Below are 13,081 nucleotides of genomic sequence, written 5' to 3' on the forward strand. Positions count from 1 at the left end.
GATATCTGACAGATGTGCCGACCAACGGTCGGCACCCACCAACAGCCGCCGTTGCCAGTAGATCCACACCATGCGTGGATGATTCATTCGACATCTGACAGATGTGCCGACCAACGGTCGGCACCCACCAACAGCCACCGCCCCGCCATCCCACGGAATGCAGGCATTTGACGTTGACGTTGATTCGGCAGGTGCAGGGCTGCAAGCCCTGCAAAAAAACACTCCCCCCTTACAACATCGGCTGCCGCGTCAGTCCCACCGGCCGTGCGTTGTCATCCATGTGCAGCGTCACCGCCTTCGCATGCATCAGCTGCTCGGCCAGCGCATCGCTCGCACCCAGTGCGCGGGCGATGTCCTGGCGGCTGGAATCCTCGCGCGGTGCACGCCGTTCCTTGCCACCAAACCGGAAACGGTTGTACTCGGCCCAGGCGATCAGCAGCAGCGAGCAGCAGACCAGGATCACCGGCAGCGCGATCATCACGAACGGATCCACGTGCTGGCTGTGCTGGTACAGCTGCACGTAGGCCAGATGCCCGCCCAGCAGCCATGAAACCAGGGTCACCAGCGGTGCCCACAGGTAGAAATAGAAACCCCAGAACGCCAGGGTCACGAAGCCCCAGGCCGTGCGCTGCAGGCGCGGCTGCTGGCGAGACTTCTGGATCAACCGCGAATCGAAGCGGTTGGACGACTTTGTCTTGGTGGTGCCGCGGACGGTGCTCATCGGATCCCCCGGTCAGGGCTGACCCAGGTGGCACGCTTGCCGCGGCGCTTGAACAACGTCTTCGGCAACGCCACCAGGGTGGTGAAGAGGCTGATCAGCCAGTACGCCATGGGGTACCAGATGACCCAGAAGTAGTTGCGTCCAATGTGTGTTTCGTAACGACGATCAATGATCAGGCTGCTGGCGAACTGCAGCAGGCAGACCAGCGCCAGGATCACGCCGTGCCATTGCGGCAGCAGCGTGTCGATGTACAGCGGGGCCGGCAGCGGGATGAACTTGCCCAGCGCCCACAGCACCACGATCAGCAGCATGGTGTACGCCCAGAACACGCTGAGGATGTACTCCAGCAGCACGCCCCACATGCGCCGCTTGCGCCAGCTGAACAACGATGCACCGTGCCGCAGCAGCACTTCCACGCCGCCCTGCGCCCAGCGCAGGCGCTGCCGCCACAGGCCCTTCAGCGTCTCCGGCATCAGGATGAAGCACAGTGCGTTGGGTTCGTAGCGGATGTCCCAGTGGTCCAGCTGCAGGCGCCAGCTGATGTCGATGTCCTCGGTCACCATGTCGTCGGCCCAGTAGCCGATGCGGTGCAGTGCCGTGCGACGGAACGCGGCAATCACCCCGGACACAGTGAAGATGCGACCGTATACGCGCTGCGCGCGCTTGATCATGCCGATGATCGAGGAGAACTCGGCCACCTGCAGGCGGCCCAGCAGGGTGGAGCGGTTGCGGATGCGCGGGTTGCCGGTCACCGCGCCCACGCGCGGGCCGCTGGTCAGGTGCCAGACCATCCAGTGCATGGCGTACTCTTCCAGCATCGCATCGCCGTCGATGCACACCAGGTACTCCGAGCGCGAGGCCAGGGCGCCCATGCGCAGCGCATTGGCCTTGCCCAGGTTGCGGTCCAGGTGCACCACCCGCAGGCGCGGGTGCAGGGCGGCCAGTGCGTCCAGGCGCGCGCCGGTGTCGTCGCTGCTGCCATCGTTGATGGCGATCACTTCGAAATCCGGATAGCGCTGCGTCAGTGCCGCGCCGATGGTGTCGTCCAGGTTGTCCGATTCGTTGTGGCAGGGAATCAGCAGCGTGGCGAACGGGTAGCTGTCCATCGGCGGCGGATCATTGCGCGGTCGCGACTTCCGCTCGCGCCGGAAGAAGTAGTAAAGCCCGCCTGACATCCAGAAGAACGCCATCACCATCGGGTAGAAGAAGGCGAACTGGAACAGGGCATACAGCCAGGGGCTCATGTCCATGTCACTTCTCCGGGTACGGGAAGTTGCGCGCGGACATCGCGGCGCGCGCGTCCGTGGTCGACGGCTTGTCGGCGATGAAATCGTCCGGGTACCACGCGAAATGGCGCACGCCCTGCGCCTGCAGGCGGCGTACCTGCGCGCGAAGGCGCTGGCCGCTGATCGGCGTCTGCGTGCGCCAGTCCACGGTCTGCAGCTCGAACAGCGTGTGCTTCAGCTCGGGGTCGTGCGCGCGCACGGCGGTGACCAGGCGGTCCAGCCAGCGCTCGGGGTGCTTGCTGCCTTCCATCCACGGCATCGCCATCAGCGCGGTACGGTCATAGGCGTGGTTGAACAGGTCCAGGCGCTGGGCGAACCAGCTGGCGCTCTGCGGTTCCAGTACCGGCTGCGCGTACAGGTTGCGCACGGTGCCCAGCTTCGGCCGCCAGCGCTGGGCGGTATCGCGCAGCTCCAGGGTGAAGTCGATCAGCGCCTGGGTGCGGCCGCCATCGGTGCCTTCCTGCGGCAGCTGCGCCAGTTCGGTGTCGCGCACATAGGCATCGTCATGGAACAGCAGGCCTTCGAAGTACGAGTTGATCGCCAGGTCTTCGTAGATGTCCTTGATGATCTGCCGCGCCTGCGGCTTGGTGAAGTCCAGGCGGTACATGCCGTCGTGTTCCGGGCTGGCGATGCCCAGCGCGGTGCGCTGCGCCGCATCGGGCAGCTCGTAGCCCAGCACCGGCAGCCAGGCGTAGACCTTCACCCCGGCGCGGGTCTTCAGCTGCCATGCCACGCGGTTGAACAGGTCCGCGCGCATCGGCATGTGGCGGTTGGGGAAGTACAGCGCGTCGGCGGTGTTGTTGCCATCGGGGTCCGCAAAGGCCTGCAGGTAGACGTGGGTCGGGCCCACCGTCTTGACGCGGTCGATCAGCTTGTCGAGGTTGCGTGCCAGCTGTGCCGGGTCCGGGTCGTAGACCGCATCCAGGTCGATCTGCAGGGCACGGGTGCCATCGAGGCTGACATTGCGGCGCAGTTCGAAGGCGAGCGAGCTGACGTTCGGGTTGTTGGTCACCAGCAGGCGGGCCAGGCCATGCAGGTCGGAAGTGACCGGCGTGCTGCGGCCTTCCAGGTCGAACGACACCGGCATGCCCAGTTGTTCGGCGATATCGTTGCTCAGCTGGTTGTAGGCCGCATACGGCCACACGATGGCCTTCGGGGTGACGCCCAGTTCCTTCTGGATGCGCTTGACGCTCAGCGCGAGATCGTCGCGCAGGCGCTTTTCATACTGCTGCGTGGTCTCGTAGCGCTGCGTCTGCGGGTCGTAGGTGCGGGTGATCACCGCCGGGGTCTGGTTGCCCTGCGGGTTGGACTGCACGCCGTGGTGCTGGTTGTCGGTATGGCTGGCCAGTTCGATCAGGCCACTGGCCTGCATTTCCCGCAGCTGGTCCCAGGTCAGGAAATCATCGTGGCCGAACGGGCGGTAGCCGTAGTCGATGGTGCGGCCCGGGGCCATGTCGACGTAGTCGGTGATCACCGCCACCAGCGCGGGGTAGTTGTAGGCGCGCAGCAGCGGGTAGACGCGGCTGTAGACGCTGCGCAGGCCATCATCGAAGGTCAGCAGGACCGGCCGCGGCGGCAGCTGGGCTTCGCCGCGCGAGGCCTTGATCAGCTGCGACAGCGAGATCGGGTGGTAGCCGTGCGCGCTGAGCCAGTCCAGGTGCGCAGCAAAGTTCTGCGTGCTGACCGCGTAGGCATCGGCATCGCCCTTCTCACGCACATCGTCGCGGATGTCGTGGTAGCTCAGCACCAGCAGGCCGTTGTCGGCCGAATCCAGGTCGCGCTCCTGGGCAGCGGCCGGCAGGGTCAGCAGCACCAGCCCCAGCAGCAGCACGGTCATCAGGTTTCGAAGCATCCGTTCCATCTCACTCTCCCCAGCGCAGCGCGGCATCGAAGCCGATGTGACGTTCACGTTGGCCGTCGTAGACCGGCCGCGACCAGCTCACGCCGTACTCCAGGATCCTGCCCTGGCCGAACTGCCACTCGTGGCGATAGGCCACCGTGGGGATGAGCGAACTGCCGAACCCTTCCTGCCAGTAGTCGCCCAGCGACACCGTCAGGCGGTGCCGGAAGTGGCGCTCGTAGTGGCGCCACAGCTGCTGGTCGATGCGCAGGCCGATTTCCACCGAGCGGTCACGCGAGGGGTTGAAGTAGGGCGCATCGTCGAGCGAACCGCGGCTGGTGTAGAGGCTGCCGAGGCCGTCAACCACCACGCGCGGGCGGGTCAGCAGGCGCTGTTCGATCGCGGTGTTCAGGGTCTCGCGGCGGTTGCCGTCGTCGTAGCGGAACTGGCTGCCACCCAGGCTCCAGTGCGTGCGCTCGTTGCGGGTGTAGTCAACCGCCACTGCCACGCTGTCGGCGGTGATGCCCGACACGCGCGCCTGCATCGAGGCTTCCGGATCGTTGCGCGCGGCGGTCACGCCAGCGTGCCACTGGTCGTTGAACTGCCAGCCGAAGCCGCCGCGCAGGCCGGTGTCGCCGATGCTGTCGTTGGGTCGCAGCACGGCGGCCTCGGCATCGACGCGGCCGAAGCGGTAGCGTGCACCGGCGCCCATCCACAGCGGGTTGATCTTCTGGTCCTGGAAGGTCACCGAACGACGGTCGGCGAAGGCGAACAGGCGCCAGCGGTCGTCGAGGATCGGCGAGGCGACTTCGGTGCCGTAATGCAGGTCGTCGTTGCCCAGCGGCGAACTGCCGCCGCCGCCGGAACTGCGGCCGCCTTCCACCGTGGCCTGCAGCTGCCAGCCGCGGTGCGCGCGCCAGTCGCGGTCCATGCGCTGCACCGAGGGCTGGTTGGGGTAACGCTCGAGCAGATCGTCATGCAGCGGCCGGGCGAGGTCGTCGCGCTGCAGCTGCACGTAGGATTCGTACATGCCGATCCGTGGCGACACGTCGCGCGGGTCCAGCGTGTAGGCCATCTGGTGGCGCTCCAGCGCGCGGCGCGGCCAGCCGCGCATCTGGTAGACGCTGCCGAGCGCGGTCTGCAGGCCACCGTTGCCGGGCCCGACATCGACCAGGGCTTCCAGCTCGCGCTGTGCGGTGGGCAGATCGCCGCTGTAGGCGCGGATCATTGACAGGTTGAGGTCGGCCTCGTAGCGCGCCCAGTTGGCATAGGGGCTCTTGCCGCCGCCCCAGCGCCATGCCGGCTCATCCTTCTGCCATGCCCCCAGGTAGCCGATGGCCTTCTCGGCCTGCTCGGTCTCGAGGTAGGCATAGGCCAGTTCGGAACGCGACTGGAAACGCGAAGGATCGTTCTTCACCGCCGCTTCCAGCAGCGGAATCGCCTCGTCCGGGTGCTGGGTGGCCATCATCGAATCGCCCACTGCCGGCAGCACGTAGTCGGGCAGGGCATGGCCTTCCTGCTGCAGGGCCCGCGCTTCGTCGCGCACCTGGGCATGGCGTGACAGGCGGTTGAGCAGGATCAGGCGGTCCATGCGGATGCGCAGGGGCGCCTGCGCCAGCGGCGTGCCATCGCGCTGCACGTACTGCTCCATTTCCGCCAGCGATGCTTCGGCTTCGTCCAGGCGGCTGTCCTCGCTCTGGCCGTAGGCCAGGCTCCAGTTCACCCGCTTGGCGATGTAGTTCGCTTCCAGTCGTGCCTTCTGGTCGGCATCGAACAGGTCGGGCCGCGCCTGGTACAGGCGCCAGGCGCGGTCGGCGTTGCCGATATCACCCAGGGTCAGGACCTGCAGCTTGTACAGCAGCGGATCGTTGGGCTCCTGCAGCTGCGAGCGCTCGATGGCGGCCAGGGCATCGACCCAGCGCGCCTGGTCACGGTAGTGGCCGATTTCAGCCAGCCGGTCAGCGCGGCTGGCGGCGGGTGGCGGCGAAGCGGCATGGGCCCCGAACGCCAGCGCGGCGCAGGCCAGGCCGACGCAGAGCGCCAGCGGACGGTGGACAATCATGAAACCCCCTTAGCATCCCTACTTCAACGATGTGCTGAAAGTGTGACGCACATCACATGCCAACTGTGCCTGGCCGTCTCCCAAGGTCGCCAGAGCCTGCCTTTACCGCTAAGACGCAATAGTCCCGCCAGACCGGTCAAGCTCATCGCAACTCCCTGACAACCAAACACTTTTTCAGGTGTTTCAGCGGCGCCCAAGGCGTCCGCCGGGCGCCGCCGCGCCCTGACCCGGGGTCTGGAGCCGCCCAGAACGGCAGCCCCTCCGCGTCATGATTGGACACCCTACGTCAGCAGATGCCGAAGCGATGTGTAGAGTCGAGCTTGCTCGACTGCGTTTTGCCGGAACAGTCGAGCAAGCTCGACTCTACCCCGGCGGTGGTCTACCAGAGGTCTTCCAGCTTGCGCGGCTTGCACGCCACCCACGACGCGCCCAGCATCAGCGCCGCGCAGCCGAACAGGAAGCCGAACGGCAGCCCCCAGCCATTGCTGACCGTATGCAGCCAGCCCACCAGGAACGGCCCCAGGCAGCTGAAGCTGTAGCCCACGCCCTGCATGAAGCCGGACAGCGCCGCCGACCCGGTGGGGGTGCGCGTGCGCAGGTTGATCAGGGTCAGGGCCAGCGGGAAGGTGGACGGGCCCACGCCCAGCAGCGCCGCCCACAGCAGCGGCGCCTTCAGCGGTGCCAGCAGCAGGCCGGTGAACGCGATGACGAACGCGAAGAAGCCGATCAGCACCAGCGGGAACGGGTTCGGCAGGCGCACCGCCAGCGAGGGGATGACCAGCGACGGCAGCAGGCCCAGCGCCGAAAACACCGCCACCATCACGCCACCGAACGCCGGCGTGGCACCGGCCTCGACCACGATGCGCGGCAGCCAGGTGAACATCGAATAGGTCATCAGCGAGGTCATGCCGAACATCAGCGTCATGCTCCAGCCCAGCGACGTGCGCCAGACCTTGCCGTGCGGCTGCGCGCTGGGGTCGCTGCTGTCCTGCACCGGCCGGGGCGCACGCTTGGCCAGCAGCAGCCAGGGCAGGGCGGCGGCCAAGGCCAGCAGCGCCCACATGCCCAGCGACACGCGCCAGCCAGCGGCATTGGCCACCGGCACCGCCAGCAGCGCCGGGGTCATCGTGCCCAGCTGCAGCACGCTGATGTACAGCGTGCTCATCGTGCCCACCTTGTTGGCGAAGTAGCGCTTTACCAGCGGCGGCACCACCACGTTGCCGATGCCCATGCCGGCTAGCGCGATCACCGAACCGAGCAGCAGGGTGCCGACGTTGCCCGCACTGGAGCGCAGCAGCAGGCCGGCCATGGCCAGGGTCATCGCCAGCAGCGTGGTGCGCTCCAGGCCCAGGCGCCGGGCCACGGCCGGGGTCGTCACGCCGAACAGTGCGAACGAGGCCGTGGGTAGCATGCCCAGCACGCCGGTCATGGTGGTGCCGAAGCCGAACTGCTGGCCCAGCACGTCCAGCAGCGGGGTGATGGAGGTGACCGCCGTACGCAGGTTGACCGCCGCCAGCAGGATGGCAACGAAGGCCAGCAGGCGGCCATGCAGCAGCGAGGGTGAGGGCGAAGTGGGGGACGTCATGCGGGGGTCCTTGCAGGTGGCGCACGCCGCAACGTGGGCGTGCAGCGCCGCACCGGACAGTGCCGGTGAGGTGGGTGGGGGAAAGGTGGCCATTGTACGTGGCGCGATGCGCCCGGTCCTGCCGGCGCTGACTGTCGCGATCCGCACATCCTGATGTCCGTTGTCGCAGCGCGCCGGAAATCCGCCCTGGTCCAGTGAATCCGTTGTGTTTCCAGCGTTTGCGCGGCACACGCCCAGCCAACGGCAGGGCACGCTGCGCTGCGCTCAAGTGCAGGCTGTTTGCGCCATTGCTAGGTTCGGGCCGAATCCAATACGGAAGGATGGTGGGGTGGCAAGGACGTTGATTGTGGTGGGGGACGCGACCAGCAGCGGGGGCCGGGTCATTACCGGTTCGCCTGCGACCGACATCGAGGGCAAGCCTGTGGCGCGGGTAGGTGACAAGGCCACCTGCCCCAAACATCAGGTCGTGGCCTCCATCGTCAGTGGTGATTCCACCCTGGTGTTCGAGGGCCAGCCGGTGGCGCGTGACGGCGACAAGCTGTCGTGTGGGTGCTCGCTCATCGCCGGGCAGCAGTCGCTGGTGTTCGTGGATGCCGGCGGTGGCGGCGGCGCAGGCAGCGGGCCGGCGGCGCAGCCCACGCAGGCGGCGGGTGGCATTTCACCCGCAGCGCTTGCGCCTGCCGCGCCGACGGCTGACAAGGCGCCGGTGTGCGAGGCCTGCCTGTTGGCCGGTGCCCAATCCGGCGCAACCTTTTTGGGGCGCTGATGAACCGATACGTCATTGTCGATGCCGCAGCCTATGCCGATACGCCCAAGGCGCTGGCCTGGTACGCGCAGGACCTGCCACACCGCGCACTGCTTGCGCGCCAGCCCGAGGCCACCCACGCCTCCGTCGGCCCGTGGCTGCTGCAGTTGCCGGCGCAGGCCCACACCCAGGTGGATGGATGGCTGCGTGAGCTGGAAGTGGACAGGCCAGTCGTGGCGTGGCTGCGCAGCGACGCCGGCTTTGAGGCGGTGTACCAGCACCTCGAAACCTGCCTGGACCTGCGCCGCCCCAACGGCACGCTGGCGCTGCTGCGCTACTGGGATGGCCGCGTGTTCCTGCGCCTGCAGGCCGCCTTCACCCTGCAGCAGCGCAGGCAGCTGATGGGCCCGCTGCGGCAATGGTGTTTCCAGATGCTGGGCGAGCGCTACAGCCTCGATCGCGAAGCGCTGCATGCAACGGAGGCCGGCTGATGTTTGAGATCACAAAGGAACAGGAAGCCCTGCTGCGCCTGCCTGATCCCTCCACGTTCTTCCCGCTGTTGCGCCGGGAGATCCGCGCGGAGTACCCCCGCCAGGTCGGCCATCTGAGCGATGCGGCGCTGATGGACGACGTGGTGAAAAGCCACGACCACGCGGCCTATGTGCTGCGTATCACCCACCTGCCGGTGCTGGTGCGCTGGGTGAAGGCGGACGTGGCATGGGCGCGCGGTCTGCGGGCTGTCCCAGCAGCGGATATGTGGATGCGCAGTGCAAAGAACCCGAATCTGGCAGCGGCGGATCTGCTGTCGAATCTGGCAGGACACTAGGAGCAACGATGGGCACCAGAATCATCGGCCCGCGGCCTTGGCTTGGGCCCGGCATGGGAGGCGGTAACGGCAGCGTGGATGAAGACGGCAACCCGGTGGATCCCTATGGCGGGCCAACCACCGGTGACGTGGCCGATGGCATCCGCGATGTAGTGGGCGGTATCCAGCGGCGGGTGCGCGGTGAAGCCAAACCGGATGCGCGCGCTGAGCCGACGGCCAAGGCGCGGGAGGTGGATTGCTCGCAGATGCCCGACGAGACCGCGTGCAACGAGTGCCTGCTGAAGGAGGGGTTCATTGGTCCACCGATCACCCCGCGCTTCGTTACCCAAGACAATCTGATCAACTACGAGTACCAGCTGTACATTGCCAACCTGCGCTCGGCGCCGCTGCGATTTGGATTCATGGTGGCGGACAAGGCCGATCCAGATCGGCGGTTGTTCTCGGTGGATACACTGTTTGACTACCTTGAGCGCGACGGGTTCTCCCGTACCGTGCAGGAGTGGCACTTCAACGCCTGTGAGTTTGATGGCTTCTGGTTGAAGGACTGCACGGTGGTGGAGGCGAAGGGGAGGTATGAGCAGTTTCTGGATGAGAAAGGGAGGCCAAAGTACAACTTTGTGGAGGACGGTGTTTTTGTTCCCTTTAGGGACGAGATGATGAGACAGCGCGCTGCAATTGCTATTGCCGGTCCGCAAGCGAAGCTCTTGTGGTGTTTTATGCAGGCACGGACGATGCAAGCTGCCATCGCTCTTGGCCGTGTCGACCCCGTGATCTGCAGATACGAGCCCTTCTCGGGAGGAGGTCTATGATTATCGATGCGCAAACCAACTTCTGCACAACACCGGGGTCGCGATCACCGGAGCAGGTTCTGACTATGGCTGTGAACGTTACCAAGGGCCTGGCAAGGATTTGTCCTTCGATGACAGACTGGTACGCGCTTCCTTCCAGCCGGGAGGAGAAGACGGTGTCGCTAAAGGATTCAGAGGCGATCCTGATGAAAATGGAGAAAAAGATTGAAGGCCTTCGCACTCGATTTGGTGATTATGAAGAGCTCGGTGCCTCCATCATTCTGAGTAACGTTGACAACAATCGGGACTGGCGCAAGCCTGGGGTTGTAGTTCTTTCGTTGAATCCGAGAAACGGCTCTAGCTACTTTAGGATAAGTGGGATTGAGCCTTTCGGAGAAGCCGTCTCGTCGATCATGCTCAACGCGATGATTTGCTTGGTAAAGGAGGTGAAGCCTGCGTTCGCCTGCACGGACGTCAAAGCCGAAACTCCCGATAAGGGCCTTGTGGCCTATCAATTTGACCGGCGCCTGTATCAACACCGGGAATTCTTCGGTTGGATGGGCTTCGTGCCCGCGCAGATCACCCACGCGCAGATACGCGACGCGAATGCCGTCCACCCGATTGATGGCCTGGGAACGGTGATCGTCTCGGTGCCGGGCGTGTTTGATCCCACCGACGACGCACAGGTGGACAAGGTGCACCGCGTCGAAATGGATCTGGCCAGCTACGACCTGCTGCCGGTGACAGATCCGAATCTCAAGGGTTGAAGAGCACGCATATGATCATTGGCGCTCAGATAAATCTACGCACATCGGCTGTCTCCCGTACACCGGAAGAGGTGCTGATCAAGGCCGTAGATCTGACGGAAAGATTGGCCCGCCTGCACCCTTTGATGAAACGCTGGTATTCGTTGCCATCGCGAAGAAAGGAAAAGTGTATTGCCTTGGAAGATTCTGCTGCAATGCTGTACAGCATGGAGCGGGATGTCGAGAAGATGCGTAGGCAATTAGGGGGTTTTGAGGGATTTGGTGCCTCACTCTTGTTGGCCAACGTAGACAATGACCGTGACTGGCGTGAGCCTGGGTTGGTTGTGCTTAACGTGAGTCCCGGCGGTGGCTGGACCAGTTTGAGAATTAATGGGCTGGAACCCTTTGGAGAGGACATCTCCTCAATCATGCTTGGCGCGATGATCGAATCGGTCAAGGTCATCCAGCCTGATTTCGCATCTACCGATGTCAAGGGAAGATCGCCGGAAAGCGAATTGATCTGCTACCAGATGGACCGGCGCCTGTATCAACACCGTCAGTTCTTCGGCTGGATGGGGTTCGTTCCAGCTCAGGTTGACCACGCACAGCTCCCGGACGCGCATGCCGTCCACCCGATTGATGGCTTGGGTACGGTCATCGTCTCGGTTCCAGGCGTATTTGATCCCTGCGATGACGCGCAGGTAGAGCGAGTTCACCGCGTCGAAAGGGATCTGGCCAGCCGCGACCTTTTGCCGGTCACCGATCCTCACTTCAAGGGCTGAGCACGACCACGGCCAGCCTGACCGTCGCGCCAAGTACGAACCTTATGCTGGGGAATTCGCTTGATTATTAGTGTTCAAGTCAATCTGCGAACGACGCCCGTTGGCAGGTCCGCTGAGGAAGTGCTGCGATTGGCTGTGCTGGCGACGAAGGCCCTGGACCCACTCCATCCATCGCTCAAGAATTGGTTTGCGCTGCCGTCGAGCCGCAAGAGCAAGTATGTCCCTATCGGCGAGAGGGATGCGTTGATAAAGCAGATGGGGCGGGACATCGAGAGGGATCGTAGGAGTTTCGGCGACTTCGAGGGTCTTGGCGCTTCGCTCAGTTTGGCCAACGTGAACAACGACCGCGACTGGCGCAAGCCTGGTTTAGCCGTGCTCGGTATAGATCCCACAGCAGGTTTCAGCAAATTCCGTCTGGGAGAGCTTCAAGCTCTTGGAATGGAGGCGCCCGACCTCATGCTCAAGGCATTGGTCGAACTGGTGAAGATAGTAAGGCCCTAGTTCGCGTGCGTTGATGTGAAGTCCAGAACGCCCGAGAAGGGGCTTGTCTCATATCAAATAGACCGGCGCCTGTATCAACACCGGGAATTCTTTGGCTGGATGGGCTTCGTGCCCGCGCAGATCACCCACGCGCAGATTCGCGACGCGCATGCCGTCCACCCGATTGATGGCCTGGGTACGGTCATCGTCTCGGTTCCAGGCGTATTCGATCCCTGCGATGACGCGCAGGTAGAGCGAGTTCACCGCGTCGAAATGGATCTAGCCAGCCACCACCTGTTGCCGGTGACCGATCCTCACTCCAAGGGCTGAGCACAACCACGGCCAGTCCTGACCCTCGCGCGAAGCGTCGCCACCGCGCGCAGGGTGACGTAATCCGCACGTCCCCCATCTTGCCGCGCGGCACAACGTCGCTTGCGGCTTAACATTGCCAAGCCTTTGCGCCCCTAGGTTCTGGACGCCCGCAGACGCTGTGCAACAATGTCGCGAATCGTACGAATTGTTGCAGTGGCGCGTTTGCCCATTGGCACATCGTGCGTTGGCGTTTACACCTTCGCATGCCACCGGAAAAGGGTGGCCGGGACTGCAAAACCCGAGCTGACTTGTTGTATACGCTTGCCAGCCGGCGTCGCTTCGCGCGGCGCCGGCTGGCATTCCGTTCGCGTTCCATGGCGGGCGGTGCGTGGGGGTGTGCGCAAGCACATCCGCCCGAACGAAGTCAGCCGGGTTTTTGCAGCCACGTATCGCCCGCCGCTTTTCTGCGGCGGCTTCACTGTGTTCCTTGCATGGAGAATGCCCATGAAGACGTCTGATACTTCCTTCCCGCCCACCGGTCACGCGCCGGCCAATGCCGATGTGGCAGGCGAGCCCATCACCTTCGTCGCGCAGTTGCGTGGCATCGACAGCGGCGGCGCATCCGATGGCCGCCCCTGGCCAGAGCGGCAGCTGGCCCCGGGCCGGCGCATCGCGCTGGCCGATCTGGATTGTGCGCTGGTGGGGCTGCGCACCGTGCATGACATCCTGCTGGCGGCCGAGCGGGCGCGGCAGGATGGCGGGCCGGACCAGGATGTGGGCGAGCGCATCGTGGAGGGGCTGATGCAGGCCTGCCGGGCGCTGGCCATGTATGCCAGCCTGAACGTGCGGCCCTGCTGAAGGAACGCGGCGGGGCAGGGCGGCTGCCTTGCCCCGTTGCAGGCCCGGGC

At 64.8% G+C, this 13,081-nt stretch carries 14 protein-coding genes; 8 read left to right on the forward strand and 6 right to left on the reverse strand.

Going from position 1 to position 13,081, the window contains the following annotated elements:
• Positions 1–229: 229 nt before the first annotated feature.
• The 5 genes from pgaD to IAE41_RS15330 form a co-directional block, all read right to left on the reverse strand.
• Positions 230–721: a poly-beta-1,6-N-acetyl-D-glucosamine biosynthesis protein PgaD gene (gene pgaD / locus IAE41_RS15310; RefSeq protein WP_108747038.1), complete on the reverse strand. Its 492-nt coding sequence runs from the start codon at positions 719–721 to the stop codon at positions 230–232.
• On the reverse strand, positions 718–1,971 hold the full coding sequence (pgaC, locus tag IAE41_RS15315; protein ID WP_200733697.1) for a poly-beta-1,6-N-acetyl-D-glucosamine synthase: 1,254 nt from the start codon (positions 1,969–1,971) through the stop codon (positions 718–720). Before pgaC ends, pgaD begins: the two co-directional genes overlap by 4 nt.
• A gap of 1 nt (position 1,972) precedes the next feature.
• A complete protein-coding gene (gene pgaB, locus IAE41_RS15320) occupies positions 1,973–3,868 on the reverse strand; it encodes a poly-beta-1,6-N-acetyl-D-glucosamine N-deacetylase PgaB (protein WP_200733698.1) in 1,896 nt (631 codons plus the stop codon).
• 1 nt (position 3,869) lies between these two features.
• Positions 3,870–5,909, reverse strand: coding sequence for a poly-beta-1,6 N-acetyl-D-glucosamine export porin PgaA (gene pgaA / locus IAE41_RS15325; protein ID WP_200733699.1), 2,040 nt, complete (start codon positions 5,907–5,909; stop codon positions 3,870–3,872).
• A 379-nt stretch (positions 5,910–6,288) separates the two neighbouring features.
• Positions 6,289–7,494, reverse strand: a complete 1,206-nt coding sequence (locus tag IAE41_RS15330) for an MFS transporter (protein WP_079222507.1) — start codon at positions 7,492–7,494, stop codon at positions 6,289–6,291.
• 328 nt (positions 7,495–7,822) lie between these two features.
• Between IAE41_RS15330 and IAE41_RS15335 the strand changes: the two genes are divergently transcribed.
• The 7 genes from IAE41_RS15335 (at position 7,823) to IAE41_RS15365 (ending at position 11,882) form a co-directional block, all read left to right on the forward strand.
• Positions 7,823–8,260: a PAAR domain-containing protein gene (locus IAE41_RS15335; RefSeq protein ID WP_200733700.1), complete on the forward strand. Its 438-nt coding sequence runs from the start codon at positions 7,823–7,825 to the stop codon at positions 8,258–8,260.
• Positions 8,260–8,730: a DUF4123 domain-containing protein gene (locus IAE41_RS15340; protein ID WP_200733701.1), complete on the forward strand. Its 471-nt coding sequence runs from the start codon at positions 8,260–8,262 to the stop codon at positions 8,728–8,730. The genes IAE41_RS15335 and IAE41_RS15340 overlap by 1 nt, the downstream gene beginning before the upstream one ends.
• Positions 8,730–9,065 carry a hypothetical protein gene (locus tag IAE41_RS15345; RefSeq protein ID WP_200733702.1) on the forward strand — a complete coding sequence of 112 codons (336 nt, stop codon included), beginning with the start codon at positions 8,730–8,732 and terminating at the stop codon, positions 9,063–9,065. Before IAE41_RS15340 ends, IAE41_RS15345 begins: the two co-directional genes overlap by 1 nt.
• An 8-nt stretch (positions 9,066–9,073) precedes the next feature.
• Positions 9,074–9,874: a Tox-REase-5 domain-containing protein gene (locus tag IAE41_RS15350; RefSeq protein WP_234458609.1), complete on the forward strand. Its 801-nt coding sequence runs from the start codon at positions 9,074–9,076 to the stop codon at positions 9,872–9,874.
• Entirely contained in the window at positions 9,871–10,620 is a 750-nt protein-coding gene (locus tag IAE41_RS15355) for an Imm52 family immunity protein (RefSeq protein ID WP_200733703.1), read from the forward strand. Before IAE41_RS15350 ends, IAE41_RS15355 begins: the two co-directional genes overlap by 4 nt.
• 11 nt (positions 10,621–10,631) lie before the next feature.
• Entirely contained in the window at positions 10,632–11,381 is a 750-nt protein-coding gene (locus IAE41_RS15360) for an Imm52 family immunity protein (RefSeq protein ID WP_200733704.1), read from the forward strand.
• A gap of 129 nt (positions 11,382–11,510) precedes the next feature.
• Complete coding sequence (locus IAE41_RS15365) at positions 11,511–11,882, forward strand: hypothetical protein (RefSeq protein WP_200733705.1); 372 nt, start codon at positions 11,511–11,513, stop codon at positions 11,880–11,882.
• Positions 11,883–11,930: 48 nt separating this feature from the next.
• On the opposite strand, the gene IAE41_RS22550 is transcribed toward IAE41_RS15365, so the two are convergent.
• Positions 11,931–12,125, reverse strand: a complete 195-nt coding sequence (locus IAE41_RS22550) for a hypothetical protein (RefSeq protein ID WP_234458611.1) — start codon at positions 12,123–12,125, stop codon at positions 11,931–11,933.
• A gap of 552 nt (positions 12,126–12,677) precedes the next feature.
• Here IAE41_RS22550 and IAE41_RS15375 point away from each other — a divergent pair.
• Positions 12,678–13,031, forward strand: a complete 354-nt coding sequence (locus IAE41_RS15375; protein ID WP_079222504.1) for a hypothetical protein — start codon at positions 12,678–12,680, stop codon at positions 13,029–13,031.
• The last annotated feature ends 50 nt before the right edge of the window (positions 13,032–13,081 follow it).

Origin of the sequence: Stenotrophomonas sp. S39, assembly GCF_016624665.1 — a bacterium.
Classification (GTDB): Bacteria; Pseudomonadota; Gammaproteobacteria; order Xanthomonadales; family Xanthomonadaceae; genus Stenotrophomonas.